This is a genomic window from Micromonospora sp. WMMD754 (assembly GCF_049315235.1).
In the GTDB taxonomy this organism is placed as follows: Bacteria; Actinomycetota; Actinomycetes; order Mycobacteriales; family Micromonosporaceae; genus Micromonospora; species Micromonospora sediminicola.
Map to the genome: position 1 here is coordinate 5516993 of NZ_CP186058.1, position 18111 is coordinate 5535103.

The 18111-nt window shown below is 74.8% G+C and carries 16 protein-coding genes; 7 read left to right on the top strand and 9 right to left on the bottom strand.

Translation table 11 applies throughout. The features are described 5' to 3' along the window. Positions 1-5: 5 nt before the first annotated feature. Both ACN27B_RS25940 and ACN27B_RS25945 read right to left on the bottom strand, forming a co-directional pair. On the bottom strand, positions 6-428 hold the full coding sequence (locus ACN27B_RS25940; RefSeq protein ID WP_422741757.1) for an acyl-CoA thioesterase: 423 nt from the start codon (positions 426-428) through the stop codon (positions 6-8). Between the two features lie 10 nt (positions 429-438). After that, positions 439-2079 carry an ABC-F family ATP-binding cassette domain-containing protein gene (locus tag ACN27B_RS25945; RefSeq protein ID WP_099160842.1) on the bottom strand — a complete coding sequence of 547 codons (1641 nt, stop codon included), beginning with the start codon at positions 2077-2079 and terminating at the stop codon, positions 439-441. A 242-nt stretch (positions 2080-2321) separates the two neighbouring features. On the opposite strand from ACN27B_RS25945, the gene ACN27B_RS25950 reads away from it, so the two are divergent. Beyond that, positions 2322-3065 (top strand): N-acetyltransferase, encoded by a 744-nt coding sequence (locus ACN27B_RS25950; protein ID WP_422741758.1) that lies wholly within the window; start codon positions 2322-2324, stop codon positions 3063-3065. Between the two features lie 21 nt (positions 3066-3086). Here ACN27B_RS25950 and ACN27B_RS25955 read toward each other — a convergent pair whose 3' ends face one another. Beyond that, positions 3087-3392 carry a DUF1330 domain-containing protein gene (locus tag ACN27B_RS25955; protein WP_098744709.1) on the bottom strand — a complete coding sequence of 102 codons (306 nt, stop codon included), beginning with the start codon at positions 3390-3392 and terminating at the stop codon, positions 3087-3089. 173 nt (positions 3393-3565) lie between these two features. On the opposite strand from ACN27B_RS25955, the gene ACN27B_RS25960 reads away from it, so the two are divergent. Then, positions 3566-4534 (top strand): hypothetical protein, encoded by a 969-nt coding sequence (locus ACN27B_RS25960; RefSeq protein ID WP_422741759.1) that lies wholly within the window; start codon positions 3566-3568, stop codon positions 4532-4534. Between the two features lie 38 nt (positions 4535-4572). Then, positions 4573-4905: a putative quinol monooxygenase gene (locus ACN27B_RS25965; protein ID WP_422741760.1), complete on the top strand. Its 333-nt coding sequence runs from the start codon at positions 4573-4575 to the stop codon at positions 4903-4905. Positions 4906-4915: 10 nt separating this feature from the next. Here the strand turns inward: ACN27B_RS25965 and ACN27B_RS25970 are convergent, their stop codons facing one another. Next, positions 4916-5758 (bottom strand): S1 family peptidase, encoded by an 843-nt coding sequence (locus tag ACN27B_RS25970; RefSeq protein WP_422741761.1) that lies wholly within the window; start codon positions 5756-5758, stop codon positions 4916-4918. Between the two features lie 132 nt (positions 5759-5890). Between ACN27B_RS25970 and ACN27B_RS25975 the strand changes: the two genes are divergently transcribed. After that, on the top strand, positions 5891-6823 hold the full coding sequence (locus tag ACN27B_RS25975; protein WP_422741762.1) for a superoxide dismutase: 933 nt from the start codon (positions 5891-5893) through the stop codon (positions 6821-6823). A gap of 39 nt (positions 6824-6862) precedes the next feature. On the opposite strand, the gene ACN27B_RS25980 is transcribed toward ACN27B_RS25975, so the two are convergent. Further along, on the bottom strand, positions 6863-8437 hold the full coding sequence (locus ACN27B_RS25980; RefSeq protein WP_422741763.1) for a Na+/H+ antiporter: 1575 nt from the start codon (positions 8435-8437) through the stop codon (positions 6863-6865). Positions 8438-8513: 76 nt separating this feature from the next. Continuing rightward, positions 8514-9134 (bottom strand): L-threonylcarbamoyladenylate synthase, encoded by a 621-nt coding sequence (locus ACN27B_RS25985; protein ID WP_098744704.1) that lies wholly within the window; start codon positions 9132-9134, stop codon positions 8514-8516. A 95-nt stretch (positions 9135-9229) separates the two neighbouring features. On the opposite strand from ACN27B_RS25985, the gene ACN27B_RS25990 reads away from it, so the two are divergent. Beyond that, positions 9230-9541, top strand: coding sequence for a hypothetical protein (locus ACN27B_RS25990; protein ID WP_253866408.1), 312 nt, complete (start codon positions 9230-9232; stop codon positions 9539-9541). A 267-nt stretch (positions 9542-9808) separates the two neighbouring features. Then, on the top strand, positions 9809-13324 hold the full coding sequence (locus tag ACN27B_RS25995) for a glycosyl hydrolase (RefSeq protein WP_422741764.1): 3516 nt from the start codon (positions 9809-9811) through the stop codon (positions 13322-13324). Positions 13325-13366: 42 nt separating this feature from the next. Here the strand turns inward: ACN27B_RS25995 and ACN27B_RS26000 are convergent, their stop codons facing one another. Next, the gene (locus ACN27B_RS26000) at positions 13367-13747 is read right to left on the bottom strand and encodes a VOC family protein (RefSeq protein ID WP_098744701.1); all 381 of its coding nucleotides are present in this window, start codon (positions 13745-13747) and stop codon (positions 13367-13369) included. Between the two features lie 72 nt (positions 13748-13819). Here ACN27B_RS26000 and ACN27B_RS26005 point away from each other — a divergent pair, with 72 nt between their 5' ends. After that, positions 13820-14851 (top strand): nitronate monooxygenase, encoded by a 1032-nt coding sequence (locus tag ACN27B_RS26005; protein WP_422741765.1) that lies wholly within the window; start codon positions 13820-13822, stop codon positions 14849-14851. Positions 14852-14882: 31 nt separating this feature from the next. Here the strand turns inward: ACN27B_RS26005 and ACN27B_RS26010 are convergent, their stop codons facing one another. After that, positions 14883-15305, bottom strand: coding sequence for a glutaredoxin family protein (locus tag ACN27B_RS26010; RefSeq protein WP_422741766.1), 423 nt, complete (start codon positions 15303-15305; stop codon positions 14883-14885). Then, positions 15305-18094, bottom strand: a complete 2790-nt coding sequence (locus ACN27B_RS26015) for an FAD-binding and (Fe-S)-binding domain-containing protein (protein ID WP_422741767.1) — start codon at positions 18092-18094, stop codon at positions 15305-15307. Before ACN27B_RS26015 ends, ACN27B_RS26010 begins: the two co-directional genes overlap by 1 nt. Positions 18095-18111 lie beyond the last annotated feature (17 nt).

Genomic DNA, 18111 nt, shown 5'->3' on the forward strand with positions numbered 1-18111 from the left:
GCGGCTCACAGGCCCATCGGGGTCGGGTCGGTGGCCAGCGCCCGGAACCGCTCGCGCGGGTCGGGCACCAGCCGCCGGGCGGTCAGGTCGAGCAGCCCGCCGACCCCGGTCACCGAGGCGACCGGGGTCCCGTCGGGGCGGGTGAAGTCCTGCACGATCTGGAACGTCTTGCCCTCGCCCCAGCGGAACTCGCAGGTCACGTCGACCTCGTCGCCGCCGCGCAGCTCCCGCAGGTAGCGCACGGTCACCTCCAGGGCGACCGGCCCGACGCCGCCGGCGATCAGCCGGTCCTGGGCGACGCCGGCGGCGCGCAGGCACTCCCACCGGGCGTGCTCGGCGTACTGCAGGTAGACGGCCTGGTTGAGGTGCCCCTGGGTGTCCAGCTCGTAGCCGCGCACGGTGACGCGGACCCGGAACGGATCTGCCATGGTCGGCAGCCTAGTCAGCGACCTCCGGCGCGGCGGTCTCGACCAGCGTGCCGTCGGCCAGCCGCAGCCAGCGGTCCACGCCGATGGCGGCGAGGAAGCGGGGGTCGTGGCTGACCACGAGCAGGGCCCCCCGGTACGCGCCGAGCGCGCTCTCCAGTTGCGCGACGCTGTCCAGGTCGAGGTTGTTGGTGGGCTCGTCGAGCAGCAGCAGTTGGGGCGCGGGCGAGGCGTTCAGCACGCAGGCCAGCGTGGCCCGCAGCAGCTCCCCGCCGGAGAGCACCCGCACCGGCAGGTGCGCCCGGTCACCGCGGAACAGGAACCGGGCCAACAGGTTCATCCGCTCGGCGTCGGCGAGCCCGGGCGCGAACACGGCCAGGTTCTCGGCGACCGTCCGCTCCGGGTCGAGCAGGTCCAGCCGCTGCGACAGGTAGGCCACCCGGCCCTCGACCCGGGTCGCGGTGCCGGAGACCGGCGGCTGGTCGCCGTGGACCAGGCGCAGCAGGGTGGACTTGCCGGCGCCGTTGGGTCCGGTGAGCGCGATCCGCTCCGGCCCCCGGATGCTCAGGTCGATCCCGTCGCCGCCGAACACCTGACGTCCGTCGTATCCGGCGCGCAGCCGCTCGCCGTGGAAGACGGTCCGGCCGGCGGGGACGGTGGTGTCAGGCAGGTCGATGACGATCCGGTCGTCCTGGCGGGCGGCCCGGCTGGCCTGGTCCAGCCGGCTCTGGGCGTCACCGACGCGCGCCGCGTGCGTCTCGGCGGCGCGGCCGGCCGACACCTGGGCGTCCCGCTTCAGGCCGCCGGCGACGATCCGGGCCAGCCCGGCGTCGGGCAGGTTCCGCGCGGCGGTGGAGGCGCGGCGGGCGGCCCGTTCCCGGGCCTGTTGCAGCTCCCGCTTCTGCCGCCTCAGGTCCTGCTCGGCGCTGCGGACCTGCCGCTCGGCGACCTCCCGCTCGGCGCGTACGGCCTGCTCGTAGGCGGTGTAGTTGCCGCCGTACCAGCGGATCTCGTCGGGTTCGAGCGCGGCGATCCGGTCCATCTCGTCGAGCAGCGCCCGGTCGTGGCTGACCACCAGCAGGCAACCGGACCAGCCGCGCAGCACCGAGGTCAGCCGGTCCCGGGCGTCCTCGTCGAGGTTGTTCGTCGGTTCGTCGAGCAGCAGCACGTCCGGGCGGCGCAGCAGCTGCGCGGCCAGGCCGAGCGAGATGACCTGACCGCCGCTGAGCGTGCCCAGGCGGCGGTCCAGCGCGATCTCGCCCAGGCCCAGCCGGTCCAGCTCGGCGTGGGTGCGTTCCTCCACGTCCCAGTCGTCGCCGACGGCGGTGAAGTGCTCCTCCCGGGCGTCGCCGCCCTCGATGGCGTGCAGCGCGGCGATGGCCCGGTCGACGCCGAGGACCTGGGCGACGGTCTGTTCGACGGCGAAGGGCAGGTGCTGGGGCAGGTAGCCGAGCACGCCCCGCACGGTGACCGTGCCGGCGCTCGGGCGCAGCTCGCCGGCGATCAGCCGCAGCAGCGTGGTCTTGCCGGTGCCGTTGGGCGCCACCAGGCCGGTGCGGCCGGCGGGCACGGAGAAGGACAGGTCGGTGAAGACCGGAGTCTGGTCCGGCCAGGAGAAGGAGAGCGCGGAGCTGACGACGTAGGCGTCGGACATGATCGACCTCGGAGGGAAGGAACGCCGGAGCGCGACACGGCGCTCGGCGGGAGACAGGGGGACGACGAAGGGGGCCGCGGCGACGGCGCGGGTTGCGCGTCGGCGGCCCTCCGGGGCTCTCACCCGGAGATGTCGTCGTCACCTGCCATGATCACTCCACTCCTCGACGGGACCCGACCACCATAGCCCACCAGCGGGAAACCGGCGTGCGAGTTCCGCCGCGACCGCCTACCGTGCCCGCCGTGACTCTGACGATCATGACCCTGGCCGAGCGTCCCGACCTCGCGCCGCTGCTCGACGACGGCTTCGACGGCGCCTGGCCGCCGTTCATGCTCTGGGACCCGATGGGCTCGGTCTACTACGCCGTCGCCGACGAGCTCTATCCCGAGTTCGTCTTCGCCGCCGTGGACCCGGCCGAGCCGGACCGCGTCGTCGCCCGGGCGTACGCGGTGCCGCTGCGCTGGACCGAGGACGAGCTGCCCGACGGCGGCTGGGACCGGATGATCCAGCGGGCCACGCTCGGCCGGCTCACCGGGTCCACCCCCAACCTGGTCTCGGCGTTGGAGATCTGCGTCCGCCCGGACCGACGTGGCGAAGGCGTGTCCGCGCTGATGCTCGCCGCGATGCGGGCCGCCGTCGCGCGGCACGGCTTCGACACGCTGGTGGCGCCGGTGCGACCCAGCGGCAAGGCAGCCGTCCCGGACGTGCCGATGGCCGAGTACGCGGCGCGCCGGCGCCCGGACGGGCTGCCGGAGGACCCGTGGCTGCGGGTGCACGTGCGGGCCGGCGGCGTCGTCGAGCGGGTCGCGCCGAGGTCGATGGCGGTCACCGGCACGCTGGCCGACTGGCGGCGCTGGACCGGCCTGCCGTTCGACACCAGCGGCCCGGTGCACGTGCCCGGCGCGCTGGCGCCGGTGCTGGTGGACGTCGCGCACGACCACGCGGCGTACGTGGAGGCCAACGTGTGGGTGCGGCACCGGCTCTGAGACCGGCCGCACCGCGCGGGCTCAGGCCGGCCAGGCGTGGCCGATGCCGTCGAGCAGGAGCACCACCCCCTCGGTGGCGGCCTCCCGGTCGCGGGAGATCGCGCGGTACTCCGGCGAGGTGGACCAGCGCTCGAAATCCTCACGGTTGTCGAAGGACATGAGGACCACCTTGTCGTGCGGCCACTCGCCCTCCACCACCCGGGGGGCGGTGTCGGCGGCGAGCAGCCGGCCGCCGTGGCGGGCCAGCACCGGCAGGAAGGCGGCGACGTACCGGTCGTAGCGCGCCCGGTCGTGAACGGTGAGCTGCGCGAGGGCGTAGACGGTCACCGGGTCAGGCTACCGATCGGTAGACGTCGACGGTGTCCTCCGTGGGGACCGGGTCGACCGTCCGCGCACCGGCGTCAGATGTCCGAAGTGCTCTGGCCATCGTGGCCCTGACCTGCGGATACTGGTCGCAGGGGCCGCGCGGGCAGCCCGCGGCGTGGGGGAAGGTGGACGCGATGATCGACCAGGAGACCCAGCCCGAGGCCGTACCGGAGCAACCCGGGAAGGCGCCGGAGAGCCACCCGATCGTCCCGCCGGGCGGCGGGGTGCCCACCGCGGTGTGGCAGGTCCGGGTCCGCACCAAGCTCGACGACCTGTACCAGCAGCTCACCGCGTTGGCGGCGCGCGATCCCGACCGGGCCGCCGCGCTGCGTGCCCAACTGTCCGGGGTGGAGGCGGTGCTCGGCCGCAGCGGCGTGGTCGAGTGGCTGCGCGGCGGCAACCTGGAGTACGCCTGGCAGACCGTCCACTCGGTCGAGCGGGCCATGGTGGAGCTGCGGACCCCGGAGGAGCTGGTCGGCCTGTTGGGCGCGTACCGGGGCGCGGCGGCGCAGTTCCTCGCCGCCGACGACAAGGTGCTCACCGACCTCGACCCGGTGGCCGACGCGGCGACGCCCGGCCTGATCCGGGCGAAGGCCCAGGCGTTGCTGCTGCGCTACCACTCGGTGTCGGACGAGTTCCACGAGTCGGTGCGCCGGCTGCGCAACCGGATGCTCGGGCTGTCCGTGTTCGCGCTGGTCGCGGAGGTCCTGGTGGTGCTGGTGCAGTGGCGCAGTCACGACGTGCGGCTGCTCAAGGCGCCGGTCGACGCCGCCGGCGTGCCGGCCTGGCGGTTGCTGTTCTTCGTGCTGATCGCCGGGGCGCTCGGCGCGTTCCTCAGCGCCCTGCCCTCGATGATCACGTCCCGGTCCGGCGGGCTGCCCTACAAACTGCCGTTCCAGCAGGGCCTGTTGAAGCTCGCCATCGGCCCGCTGGTGGCGGTCGTCGGCATCATGCTGGTGATCGGCGGTCTGGTCGAGACGACCGTGAACAGCACCGCCGCGCTGCTCGGAGTGGCCATCGTGTTCGGCGCCGGGCAGCAGGCGGTCACCGCCTTCGCGGACCGCCGGGCGGCCGAGCTGCTGGGGTCGGCGACGAAGGGCTGACCCGCGCGACGGCCCCCCGACCTGGGTAGCCTGAGGCCATGATCTTCATCACCGCCAAGTTCCGGGTCCGCCCGGAGGACGCCGACACCTGGCCGCGGATCGCCGCCGACTTCACCGAGGCGACCCGGGCCGAGCCCGGCTGCCTGTGGTTCGACTGGTCCCGCAGCCTCGACGACCCGACCGAGTACGTGCTGGTCGAGGCGTTCCGCGACGACGCGGCCGGTGCGGCGCACGTGCAGTCGGCGCACTTCCGCGAGGCGCAGCGCACGTTGCCGCCGCACCTGGCCGAGACGCCGCGGATCGTCAACGCGACCGTGCCGCAGCAGGACTGGTCCCACCTGGGCGAGATGGCCGTGCCCGGCGACGAGTGAGCCGCGCCGGTCAGGGGATGGTCAGGCCGTACGCGGCGAGGATCTCCAGAATGGGCTGGTAGTAGCTGGTCCCGCCGCTGGTGCAGTTGCCGCTGCCGCCGGAGAGGATCCCGAGGACCGTGCCGGTGGCGGCGACGTAGAGCGGGCCGCCGCTGTCGCCGGGCTCGGCGCAGATGTTCGTGCGGATCAGCCCGCTGACGCTGCCCTCGGCGTAGTTGACGGTCTGGTTCAGCCCGGTCACCGTGCCGCAGCGCACGCCGGTGGTGGCGCCGCTGCGGCAGACCGCCTGCCCGACGTACGCGGAGCCGGCGCCGTAGACGGTGACCTGGCCCGGGTGGGTGTACACGGCGCTCGGGTGCGCGACCGTGCCGGTGTAGCGCACCACGCCGTAGTCGTTGCCGGGGAAGCTGCTGCCGGCACGGCTGCCCAGCACCGTGGTGCGGGCGCTGTCGGCGTACCAGGTGCCGGCGAGGTTCGTGCAGTGCCCGGCGGTGACGAGGTACCACGTGCTGCCGCTGCGCACGTTCGCGCCGAGCGAGCAGCGTCCGCCGCCGCCGTAGATCGCCTGACCGCCGGCGATGAGCGTGCGCAGCCGGCCGGGCTCGTGGCGCAGCACCGCCCCGGCCCGCGCGGCGTCGCGGCGCACGGCGGCCAGCGCGGGCCCGCGTACCGTGTCGTCGACGGTGACGGCCGGGCGGCCGGTGGCGGGGTCGTGCCCCCAGGCGGTGCCGGCGGTCCGGATCGCGGCGAGCGCCCCCGGGTCGGGGTGCGGGGCCACGGCGGCCCGGGTGGCGCCCGGGGTGGCGGCCAGCAGGGCGGTCAGGACGAGGGCGACGAGCGCGGGTCGGCGCATCCGGGACACCTCTTTCATCGTTGCCAGTCGATGTCATTCAGCATCGACCCTCAGCCGCATCCGTTCAAGCGCCGGTCGGCGAACGTACAGTGGGGCGGGTTCCGGCCCCACCGTCGACCCGGAAGGTGCACAGTGAACCGACGCATCCGCGCCGCCCTCGGCGTCGCCCTGACCGCCGCGCTCGTCAGCACCGTCGCCCCCACCCCCGCCGCCGCCCACGACCGCCGGCCGACCGTTCTCGCGCTGCCGGACGGCTTCCAGCCGGAGGGCATCGCGGCCGCCGGCCGGTACGCCTACCTCGGCTCGCGGGCCACCGGCGAGATCTACCGCGCCGACCTGGTCAGCGGCGCCGGCGCCCGACTCAGCCCGCCCACCGGCACCCCGTCGCTGGGCCTGAAGATCGACCCCCGGGGCCGGCTCTTCGTGGCCGGCGGCACCGCCGGGGACGCCCGGGTGGTCGACGCCCGGACCGGCGCCGTCCTCGCCCGCTACCAGTTCGCGAGCGCCCCCACGTTCGTCAACGACGTGGTGCTCACCCGGGACGCCGCCTGGTTCACCGACTCGAACCGACCGGTGCTCCACCGGCTGCCGCTGGGGCGCGGCGGCGCGCTGCCGCCGGCCGACGGGTTCACCACGCTCGAGCTCACCGGCGACTTCCAGCAGAGCGGCACCGGCGTCAACCTGAACGGCATCGCGCCCACCCCGGACGGGCGGGCGCTGATCGTGGTGCAGTCGAACACCGGCACCCTGTTCCGGGTCGACCCGGCCACCGGCGTCACCACCGCCGTCGACGTGCCGGGGCAGAGCTTCGCCAACGGCGACGGCCTGCTGCTGCTCGGCCGCACGCTGGTCGTGGTGCAGAACCGGCTCAACCAGGTCGCGCTGGTCGAGCTGAACCGCGCCGGCACCGCCGGCACGCTGCGCCGGATCCTGACCGACCCGGACTTCGACGTGCCGACCACGGTCGCCGCCGCCCTGGGCCGGCTCTACCTGCCCAACGCCCGCTTCACCACGCCGCCGACGCCGACCACGCCGTACTCGGTGGTCGCGATCGACGGGCGCTGAGCCACCGGCGGCCGCGCCGGTCCGGCGCGGCCGTCCGGCTCAGTCCTCCACCTCGGGGCCGAGCAGCCGGATCTCCTCGATGTCGACGCCGGCCTGGAGTTGCCGTAGCACCGCGTCGTCGATCTGGTTGCTGTTGCGCAGCCGGGTGACCTCCCGCCGCTTGCGGTCCAGCAACTCCAGCTTCAACCTGCGGGTTGCCTCCCGCTCCTCCCCCGTCGCCTCGTCGGGCGGCCGCCGGACGTCGGCGAGGTGGTCCTCGTAGTCCGACCGGAGCCGGTCCACGGTGTCCGACGAGGCGCCCAGCTCGGCCGCGACCTGGGGCAGCGCCTCCAGGGCCGCCTCGGTGGCCCGGATCCGGGCCCACCGCACCTCGTGGTCGCGTTCCCGGTCGCCGATCAGCCCGGCCCAGGTGACGACCGCCGGCAGCGTGGTGCCCTGCACCACCATGATCAGCACGATCACCACCACGGTGACGAAGATGATCAGGTCACGTTCGCGCACCGAGGTCCCGTCGTGCATGGCGACCGGCACGGCCAGCGCCGCGGCGAGGGAGACCGCGCCGCGGAAGCCGGCCCAGCCGGCGGCGGTCCGCATCCGGGCGTCGAAGTGACGGGACCGCCGCGACTCCCGCCGGTCGAGGCGCTGCAGCGCGGTCACCGACAGGTGCACCCAGGCCAGCCGGGTGACCACCACGACCAGGGCGACCAGCACCGCGATGCCCAGCGAGGCCGTCGGCGAGTGGCTGGTGATGCTGCGCAACGAGCGGGGCACCTGCATGCCGAGCAGCACGAACAGACTGCCGTTGATCATGAAGGTGGAGAGGTCCCAGAACGCGTACGCGGTGACCCGGGAGCGGGCCCGGATCACCCGGGGACCGGCGTAGGACAGCAGCAGCCCGGAGACGACCACCGCGAGCACCCCGCTGGCGCGTACCGCGTCGGCGAGCAGGAACGCGACGAACGGGGTGAGGATGCTCAAGCCGCCCTCACGCATCGGGTCGTCGACGTGCTTGCGGATCAGCACCACCACCCCGCCGACGAGCAGCCCGGCGGCCACCCCGCCGAGCGACTTGCCGACGAACTCTCCGGTGAGCACCAGCGGGCCGGGCACCGTCCCGCCCGCGATCACCCCGACCGTCACCGCGAACAGGACCAGCGCCGTTCCGTCGTTGACCAGGCTCTCCGCGCGCAGCGTGGTGAGGATGCCGCGCGGCATCCGCTTGGCCAGGCCGGCGACGGCGGCGGCGTCGGTGGGCGCCAGCACCGCGCCGAGCACCCAGGCGGCGGCCGGCTCGACACCCAGGGCCTGCGCCACGTACGCGACCGCGACCATCGTGATGATCACCAGCGCGACGGCCAGCCCCACGATCACCGCGAGGTTGGCCCGGATCTCCCGGAGGCTGGTCACCAGGCTCTCCCGGTAGAGGATCGCCGGGAGGAACAGCACCAGCACGACCTCGGGCTCGAGGACCACGTTGTCGAACGGCGGCAGCAGCCCGAGCAGCGCGCCCATGGAGATGAGCAGCACGGGCGGCGCGACGCTGTAGCGGCCGCCGATGGTCGTGCCGACGAGCACGGTGACGCCGAGCACCGTGATCAGCACGAGTGCGTCCACGCCGTACCCCCGTCACCGTCCGCCGGGTCCAACCTGCCGCACGAGGCGGGTCCGGCGGGGCGGAACCGGCCGATCGCTACTCGAAGCGGGCGGGGTCGCCGGCGCCGCGGCGCAGGATCTCCGGCTCCGGGCCGGACAGGTCGACGACGGTGGTGGGTTCGAGCCCGCAGTCGCCGGCGTCGACCACGGCGTCGACCAGGTGGTCGAGCCGCTCCTTGATCTCCCAGCCCTGGGTCATCGGCTCCTCCTCACCGGGCAGCAGCAGGGTGCTGGAGAGCAGCGGCTCACCCAGTTCGGCGAGCAGCGCCTGGGTCACCGTGTGCCTCGGCACCCGGGCCCCGACCACCCGTCGGCGCGGGTCCTGCAACCGGCGGGGCACCTCCGCGGTCGCCGGGAGGATGAACGTGTAGCTGCCCGGGATGACGGACTTCACCTGCCGGAAGACGGCGTTGCTGAGCTTGACGAACTGGCCGAGCTGGGCGAAGTCGGCGCAGACCAGCGTGAACGGGTGCCGGTCGTCGAGCCGCCGGATCTCCCGGATCCGCTCCACGCCGGCCCGGTTGTCGAGCCGGCAGCCGAACGCGTAGCAGGAGTCGGTCGGGTAGACGATCACCCCGTCGTCGCGCAGCAGACTCACCACCTGCCGGATCACCCGGGGTTGGGGATTGTCCGGATGCAGGTCGTAGTACCTCGCCACGCCGGCCAGCCTATGCCCGCGGCGGACCGGGCGCAGGTTTGCCGGGGGCCGGTTCCGGAAACAGGTGGGGGCCGTTCACGACAGGGGGACCGATCATGTCCGAAGCCAGCACAGACCGCGTCACCGACCGTCCCGACGAGGTGACCGATCCGTTGCTGTGGGATCTGGCCGCCGCGGTGGCCGACGCGCACCAGCCCGACGCGGAGCGGGTGTGCGCCAGCCCGAGCTGCGCCGGCGCCGCGTGGCCCTGCGCCGCCTGGGAGGCCGCGCAGCTCGGCCTGACCGCCGCCCGCACGCCGCGGTCGGCCGTCGCGCCCGGGCCGCGCCGCACCGGCGGCGGGGAGCAGCCGGGCGTCGTCCCGGCGCCGGTGTCCGGTATGGACCGGCTCGCCGCGACCGCCGCCTGAGCGCCGCAACTCGCAAAAGCCGCGCACCGCCCTCCGCCGCCGCATCGGGTACGGCGGAGGGCGGTGCCGTGCTGTTCCCGTCGTCCCTGGTCAGAGGCGTTTCGGAGGTCCACCGGGGGGCGTCGGGGAAGGTCGAGAGAGCGCTCTCTTCGGTAACGAGACATTGACGGACGCGTAACCGGAACCTAATCTCGCTTCTCAAGAGAGCGCTCTCTCGACCATCGGACCACCACCCGTACCCCGCCTTCTCCTCTGAAGGGGACCTCCATGACACTCCCCCTGCGGGACTTCTCCCCCGGCGCCGCACCGCTGCCGGAACCGGTTCCGTCCCCCGCCCGCCGACGCCCCCGTCGGGTGGTCGCCCTCGCCGCCGTGTCCGTGCTCGCGGCCGGACTGCTCGGCGTCGTGGTCGGCGGCGGCGGCACCGCCGCCGCCGGCACCGTCGGCGCGGGCAGCTACACCGAGACGCTGCCGCCCGGCGCCGTGCTGCCCAAGGGCTGCGGCACCGTCAGCACCAACCCGCGGATCTTCGCCACCGCGGACGCCCCGGCCGGCGCGATCCCCACCAACGACTGGTGGTCGTCGCTGATCTGGAAGCGCAACAACTGCGGGACCAGCGAGAACCTCCAGGCCCACCCGCTGGCGTTCAAGGCCGAGAACAACGGGCTCGGGCTGTCGTACACCACCACGCCGGCGATCAGCGGCACCGCCACCGGGGTCGGCGAATTCCACTACCCGTACACCGAGGACGTCCGGGTCGGGGTGGCCGGCCTCGCCGCGCCCGTGGTCAAGGCCGCCGACTGGACCGACTGGACGGTCACCGCCGACTGGAGCGACGGCAACCGGAGCATGCGGGCCACCATCGGCCACGGGCTGCCGTTCAGCTACTACACCGTCACCGGCGGCGGCGCCGCGCAACTCACCGCCACCGCGACGCCGACGGTCTGGCGCAACTCCGGCGCCACCATCGGCTTCACCGTCAACGGCCACGACTACGTCGCGTACGCGCCGACCGGCGCGACCTGGACCGTCAACGGCGCCGGCATCAGCTCGACGCTCGCCGGCAAGGGCTACTTCTCCGTGGCCGTGCTGCCCGGCGGCGCGGACAAGGCCGCCCTCGCCGACGAGTACGGCAGGTACGCCCACGCGCACGTCACCGGCACCCGGATGAGCTACGCGTACGACCAGGCCGCCGGCACGGTGCGCACCACGTACGCGTTCACCACCACGCCCCGCGAGGGCACCGAGACGAAGACGGTGGTGGCGCTCTACCCGCACCAGTGGCGCAGCCTCACCGGCGCCACCCCGATCACCGGCACGTACGTCTCCGCGCGCGGCGCCATGCGGGTGCTGGTCGGGGTGCCGTCCTTCACCACCTCGATGCGCTACACCGGCGTGCTGCCGGAGGTGCCGGCGGTGGGTGACGCGACGGGCGCGGACCTGACCACCGTCACCAACTACCTCAACGCCGAACTGGCCAACCCGGAGGGGATCAGCGGGCGGGACACCTACTGGGCCGGCAAGGGCCTCGGCCGGGCCGCCCGGATCGCCGAGATCGCCGACCAGCTCGGCCTCACCGCCGTGCGCGACGCGGCGGTGACCGCCATGAAGGCGCGCCTGACCAACTGGCTCACCGCGAGCTCCGGCGAGACCGGCCAGCTGTTCTACTACGACCGCAACTGGGGCACGCTGATCGGCTACCCCGCCTCGTACGGCTCCGACGAGGACCTCAACGACCACCACTTCCACTACGGCTACTTCGTCGCCGCCGCGGCCACGGTCGCCAAGTTCGACCCGGGCTGGGCCGACGACACCCGCTACGGCGGCATGGTGGACCTGCTCATCCGCGACGCCAACAACTACGACCGCGCCGACAACCGGTTCCCCTACCTGCGGGACTTCGACATCTACGCCGGCCACGACTGGGCCTCCGGCCTGGCGCCGTTCTTCGCCGGCAACAACCAGGAGTCCTCCTCGGAGGGCATGAACTTCGCCAACGCGCTCATCCAGTGGGGTCAGGCGACCGGGAACACCGCCGTCCGCGACGCCGGCGTCTACCTGTGGACCACCCAGTCGGCGGCCATCTCCGAGTACTGGTTCGACGTGCACGACGAGAACTTCCCGGCCGCCTTCGGCCACAAGACCGTCGGCATGGTGTGGGGCGACGGCGGCGCGTACGCCACCTGGTTCTCCTCGGCCCCGGAGATGATCCAGGGCATCAACATGCTGCCGATCACCGGTGGTCACCTCTACCTCGGCGACCACCCGGAGTACGTCAAGGCCAACTACGCGGAGCTGCTCGCCAACAAGAACGGCCCACCGACGGTGTGGCAGGACATCATCTGGGAGTTCCTGGCCCTCGGCGACGGCGAGCAGGCGTTGCGCAACTTCCGGGCCAACAGCACCTTCGCCAGCGAGGAGGGCGAGAGCAAGGCGCACACGTTCCACTGGATCCGCAACCTCGCCGCGCTCGGCACGGTGGACACCTCGGTCACCGCGAACCACCCGCTGGCGAAGGTGTTCCGCACGGGCACCGAGCGCACGTACGTGGCGTCGAACATCACCGCGGCGCCGCTGACCGTCACGTTCTCCGACGGCACCACGCTGGCGGTGCCGGCCGGGAAGACGGTCACCTCCGGGGCGTACACCTGGAGCGGGGGCAGCGCCACCGGCGGCGTGACGGTGCCGACCGGTCCCCCGCCGACGTCGACGCCGACCCCGACGCCGAGCACCCCCACGCCGACGCCGACCACGCCCACCCCGACGCCGACCACGCCGAGCCCGACGCCGACCAGCCCGAGCCCGAGCCCGACCACCCCGCCGCCGGCGCTGGAGCCGACCCGCTACCTGGGCTCCGGCGGGGCGCTGGGCGCCGCCGCCGGCCCGGCCGGCACGGTCACGGTGGCCGCGGCAAACGGCAACCACGACGGCGCGCCGGCCAACGCGCAGGTCTTCACCGCCACCGGGCTGACCGGCACGTACACCGGCGGGAACACGGCGTTCGACCTGGCCGTCGACGCGGGCACCGCGGTCGGTAACGGGGTCCAGGCCCGGGTCTCGTACGACCTCACCGGCGACGGCAGCTTCGACCGGGTGGAGACCTACCGGTACTACGCCACCGACCCGGTCACCGGTGTGGAGCACTACCGCCAGACGCAGGGCCTCACCTCGGCCACCGGCACGCTGGGCGACCTGTCCGGCGGCACGGTCCGGATCGAGGTGTGGAACGCCATCGGCGCCGGGCCCACCACGCTCGGCATCGGTGACGCGTCCCGCCTGGTGCTGCCGTACGCCGGGAGCACCGCCACCACGACGCCGCCGGCGTCGGGCGGGTTCACCGCGGAACGTCACCTGGTCGGCCCGACCGGCCTGGCCGGCGCGGCCGGCGCCTCGGCCACGGTGACCGTCCCGGCGACCGGCGGGGAACCGCTGCGGTTCACCGCCTCCGGTCTGACGGCCCGCTACACCGGCGGGGCGACCCGGTTCGACCTGCTGCTGGACGCGGGCACGACGGTCGGCAACGGCACCCACGTCCGGGTCTCCTACGACCTGACCGGCGACGGCACCGCCGACCGGGTGGAGACGTACCAGTACTTCGCCACCGACCCGGTGCCCGGGTGGGAGCACTACACCCAGGCCCGGGGGTTGCTCTCCGGCGTCGGGACGCTCGGTGACCTGGCCGGCGGCACGGTGACCGTGGAGGTGTGGAACGCCATCGGCGCCGGCGCCACCACACTGGGCACCGGGGACCGCTCGACGGTCACCCTGCCCTACACCGCCTGACCGGCTCCGGCGCCCCGGCCCTCACCGGCCGGGGCGCCGGCCTCACGGCCAGCGGGTGGCGGTCGACGCGAACAGCTCCGGGTCGCTGGCCACCGGGATCACGCAGACCAGGTGACCCCCCGGCGCCCGCAACACGTGGCAGTCCTGCCACCGGGAGACCGGCGTGGCGCCCAACCCCCGCAACCGCTCGACCTCGGCCGGCACGTCGTCGGTCTCGATGTCGAGGTGGTGGCGGGGCGCGTCGTCCACCGCCTGCACGGCGGTGACCAGACCCGGCACCACGTCGGCCAGGCCGGTGAACTCGGGCTCGCTCGGGTCGGTGCGCACCTCGGCGCCGAGCGCGGCGGACCAGAACGCGGTGACCTCTCCCGCGGACTCCTGGGGCGCGTCGATGATCAGGGCGTACAGCCGGGATCGATGCATCGCCCGAGCCTAACCACGACCGCTCCCGCCGGCAGCCCCGGTTCCGGGCGGCGGAGGCGGCAGACTGGGGCGGTGACGGGAATTCGGGATCTGCTCGGGGTGGACCTGCCGGTGGTGGCGGCGCCGATGGCCGGCGGGCCGTCCACCACCCGGCTCGCGACGGCGGTGGGTACGGCCGGTGGCTTCGCCTTCCTCGCCGCCGGCTACCGCACCCCCGAGGCGGTGGCGGCGGAGATCGCCGAGCTGCGGGCCGGCGGCCACCCGTTCGGGGTGAACGTCTTCGTGCCCACCCCGGTGCCGGTCACGGAGGCGGAGTTCCGCCGCTACGCGGGCCGGATCGCGCCCGAGGGCGCGCCCTACGGCCTGGACCTGGCGACGGTCGACCGGGTCGCCGACGACGACCACTGGGACGCCAAGCTCGACCTGCTGCGCCGCGAACCGGTGCCGGTGGTCAGCTTCACGTTCGGCCCACCCCCGGCGGCCGTGGTCCGGGACCTGCGCCGGGCCGGCAGCCGGGTGCTGGTCACCGTGACCGGGCCGGAGGAGGCGGCGGTCGCGGCCGACCTCGGGGTGGACGGGCTGGTGGCGCAGAGCGGGGCGGCCGGCGGACACCTCGGCACGTTCACCCCGGCGGCCCCACCCGCGCCGCGTCCGCTGCCGGACCTGGTCCGGCAGGTGGCCGGGCGCACCGGGCTGCCGGTCCTCGCCGCGGGCGGGGTGGGCGGCGGGCGGGACGTCGCCGACGCGCTCGCCGCCGGCGCGGTCGGGGTGCTGGTCGGCACGCTGTTGCTGCTGGCGGACGAGAGCGGCACCGGGCGGACCCACCGGGACGCGCTCGTCGACCCGGCCCGGGACCGGACCGTGGTCACCCGCGCGTTCACCGGCCGTCCCGCGCGGGCGCTGCGCAACCGCTTCGTCGAGCGGCACGACGCGGCGGCCCCGCTCGGCTATCCGGCGCTGCACCACCTGACCCGGCCGTTGCGGGTCGCCGCCGCCGGGGCCGGTGACGCCGACCGGCTGCACCTGTGGGCCGGCACCGGCTGGCGCGGCGCCCGGGCGGCGCCGGCCGCCGACCTGGTCGCGGAGCTGACCCGCCCGCTCTGACCCGGCCGTCGGGCACCGGCCGGCCCCGCCGTCAGGCCCGGAGCCGCGCGCGCAGCCAGGCCGGGTCGGGGTTCACCACGGCCTGGTCCGGCAGCACCACCGTCGGGACGGTCTCGTCGCCGCCGGTGACCGCCCGGACCGCCGCCGCTGCCTCCGGGTCACGCCAGATGTCCACCCAGTGCGCCCGCCCCGCGTGCCGGCCCAGTCGCAGGCGCAACCGGAGGCAGTAGGTGCAGCCGGGACGCCAGTAGACCACCGGGCGGCCGTCGCGCGCGCTGCGCCGGCGTGCCTCCGCGGCGCTCAGCGACCGGGGGAAGGCCAGCGGCGAGAAGAGCACCGCCAGGACGGCGAAGCCCGCGAAGCCCAGCACCGACGGCACCACACCCTCCTGGGCGACGCCCACCAGCACGCCGACGACGAGCATCAGGCCGGCGAGCCACCAGCTGCGCCCCATCAGGCGGTCACCTCGGCCAGCAGCTCCAGCAGGTGCCGGTACGGCTGCCCGGTGGCCCGGGCCAGCCCGATCTCGCAGGTGCGGTTCACCGAAGCGTACCCGTCGAAGGGGCGCGCGGTGACGGCGGCGGCCTCGGCGCGGGTGGCCGACGCGGTCAGCTCCGGGTGCAGCAGGCCCCGGTCGCCGGCGAAGCCGCAACACTGCCAGCCGTCCGGGACCACCACCTCGTCGGCGACCGCGCGGGCCACCGTGAGCAGCGCGTCGTCCAGGCCGAGCCGGGTGGACGAGCAGGTCGGGTGCAGCGCGAGCGAGCCCAGCCGGCGGCGCACGGTCAGCCGGGGCAGCAGCACCGTGGCGGTGTAGGCGACGGCGTCGACCACCCGCAGGTCACCGGCGTCGGCGAGCAGCCGGTCGAAGCCCTCGGTGCAGGAGGCGGCGTCGCTGACCACCGGCAGCGTCCCGTCGCGGCTGGCCGCGCGCAGCACCGGCGGGACCCGGTCGCGCACCGCGCGGTAGCCGTCGGTAAGGCCCTTGGACGACCAGGGGGTGCCGCAGCAGAGGTCGCCGATACCGTCCGGCACGAGCAGGCGGACGCCGGCCCGCTCGGCGAGCGTGAGCAGCGCGGCGGCCACGCCGACGCCGCCCTCGGCGGGGGCGAAGAGCGTGCCGAGGCAGGACGGCACGAAGACGGCGTCCGGGTCGTCCGCCGGCCGGGGGCGGCGGGGCTCGCCGCCGCGCGGCAGGTCCCGCCGCCACTGCGGCACCCGGTCGGCGCCGAGCACGGCGCGGGCGGCCCGGGTGGCCGCCTCGGGCAGCGCGGGCGGCAGCGCGCCGGCCAGGTCCAGCCCCCGGGCCATGCCCCGGGTGGTGGCGTCCCAGCGTCGGGCCGCGCCCCGCCAGCCGGCGCGCGTGGCCCGCCCGTGCTCCTCGGCGCGCAGCCGCTTGACCAGGTCACCCGTGTTGATCAGGACCGGGCAGGCGGTGGCGCACATGCCGTCCACGGCGCAGGTCTGCACCGCGTCGTAGTCGTACGCGTCGGCCAGCTCCCGGGCCAGCGCCCGGTCGCCGGCGGCCTCGGCGGCGGCGATCTCGCGGCGCAGCACGATCCGCTGTCGGGGCGTGGTGGTGAGGTCGCGGCTGGGGCAGACCGGCTCGCAGTAGCCGCACTCGACGCACCGGTCCACCTCCTCCTCCACCGTCGGCACGGTCTTCAGGTGCCGCAGGTGGATCTCCGGGTCGTCGCTGAGCAGCACGCCGGGGTTGAGTACGCCGTCCGGGTCGCAGAGCGTCTTGACCTGCCGCATCACGTCGTACAGCTCGTCGCCGAACTGGCGGCGCACGTAGGGGGCCATCACCCGGCCGGTGCCGTGCTCGGCCTTCAGCGTGCCGCCGTGGCCGAGGACCAGGTCGACCATCTCCTCGGTGAAGTCGGCGTAGCGGGTGGGGGCCTCGCCGTCGGCGAACCGCTCGTTGAGCATGAAGTGCAGGTTGCCGTCCTTGGCGTGGCCGAAGATCACGCTGTCGGCGTAGCGGTGCCGGTCGAACAGCTCGGCCAACGCGGCGCAGGTGCCCGCGAGGGCCTCGACCGGCACGGCGACGTCCTCCAGCAGCGCGGTGGTCCCGGACGGGCGGGCGCCGGCCACCGCGGCGTAGAGACCCTTGCGGATGTGCCAGAGCGCGGCGCGGGCGGCGGGCTCACCGCTGAGCCGGGCCGGGGCGGTCAGCGGTAGGCCGGCCAGCACCGGCTCGGCGGCGGCGACCCGCCCGGCCAGCGCCTCCGGGTCGGACTCCTGCCACTCGACCAGCAACGCGGCGTGCCCGCGCACGGCCAGGCCGCGCAGCGCGGCGTCCGCCTGCGGGTCCCGCTGGGCGACCCGCAGCGCGGCGGCGTCGAGCAGCTCGACCGCCGCCGGCCCGGCGGCCACCAGCTCCGGCATGGTGGCCATCGCCGCGCCGAGCGAGTCGAAGACCAGCAGACCGGTCGCGGCGTGCCGCTGCACCGGTACGGTGCGGAACGTGGCCGACGCGACGAACGCGAGCGTGCCCTCGCTGCCCACCACCAGCCGGGTGAGCAGGTCGACCGGGTCGTCGTGGTCGAGGAACGCGTTCACGCCGTACCCCATGGTGTTCTTCATGGCGTACTGGGCGCGGACCCGGCGGACCGAGTCGGGGTTGCCGCGCACCCGCTCGCGCAGCCGCAGCAGCCCGGCGTGCAGGTCCGGCTCGGCGGCGCGCAGCCGGGCGTCGGCGTCCGGGGCGCCGGTGTCCAGCACGGTGCCGCTGGGCAGCACCAGCACCAGCGACTCCAGCGTCCGGTAGGTGTTGAACTCGGTGCCGCAGGTCATGCCGCTGGAGTTGTTGGCGACCACGCCGCCGACGGTGCACGCGGACTCGCTGGCCGGGTCCGGGCCGAGCTTGCGGCCGTACGGCGCGAGCCGCGCGTTGACCTGGCGCAGCACCACGCCGGGCTGCACCCGGACCCGCCGCCCGTCGTCGAGCACGGTCAGGTCGCGGAAGTGCCGGCGGACGTCGACCAGCAGCCGGTCGGTGACCGCCTGGCCGCTGAGGCTGGTGCCGCCGGAGCGGAAGGTCAGCGGGAGGCCGCCGCGCCGGCTCTGCGCGAGCAGCGCGGCGACCTGGCCGGCGTCGGTCGGGGTGACCACCGCGCCGGGGTGCAGCAGGTAGTGCGACGCGTCGTGGGCCAGCCGCAGCCGGTCCGCCGCCCGGGTCGCCACCCCGCCGGGCACCACCGACTCCAGCCCGGCCCGGATCTCCGCGCTCAGCTCCATGATCACCGCACCTCCCC

Excerpts from the sequence above, each read along its gene's own strand:
- ACN27B_RS25965 (WP_422741760.1), top strand. The coding sequence starts at position 4,573 with ATGATCTTCATCACCGCCAAGTTCCGGGTCCGCCCGGAGGACGCCGAC.
- ACN27B_RS25960 (WP_422741759.1), top strand. The coding sequence starts at position 3,566 with ATGATCGACCAGGAGACCCAGCCCGAGGCCGTACCGGAGCAACCCGGG.
- ACN27B_RS26015 (WP_422741767.1), bottom strand. The coding sequence starts at position 18,094 with ATGGAGCTGAGCGCGGAGATCCGGGCCGGGCTGGAGTCGGTGGTGCCC.
- ACN27B_RS25990 (WP_253866408.1), top strand. The coding sequence starts at position 9,230 with ATGTCCGAAGCCAGCACAGACCGCGTCACCGACCGTCCCGACGAGGTG.
- ACN27B_RS25945 (WP_099160842.1), bottom strand. The coding sequence starts at position 2,079 with ATGTCCGACGCCTACGTCGTCAGCTCCGCGCTCTCCTTCTCCTGGCCG.
- ACN27B_RS25995 (WP_422741764.1), top strand. The coding sequence starts at position 9,809 with ATGACACTCCCCCTGCGGGACTTCTCCCCCGGCGCCGCACCGCTGCCG.
- ACN27B_RS26000 (WP_098744701.1), bottom strand. The coding sequence starts at position 13,747 with ATGCATCGATCCCGGCTGTACGCCCTGATCATCGACGCGCCCCAGGAG.
- ACN27B_RS25970 (WP_422741761.1), bottom strand. The coding sequence starts at position 5,758 with ATGCGCCGACCCGCGCTCGTCGCCCTCGTCCTGACCGCCCTGCTGGCC.
- ACN27B_RS26010 (WP_422741766.1), bottom strand. The coding sequence starts at position 15,305 with ATGGGGCGCAGCTGGTGGCTCGCCGGCCTGATGCTCGTCGTCGGCGTG.
- ACN27B_RS25940 (WP_422741757.1), bottom strand. The coding sequence starts at position 428 with ATGGCAGATCCGTTCCGGGTCCGCGTCACCGTGCGCGGCTACGAGCTG.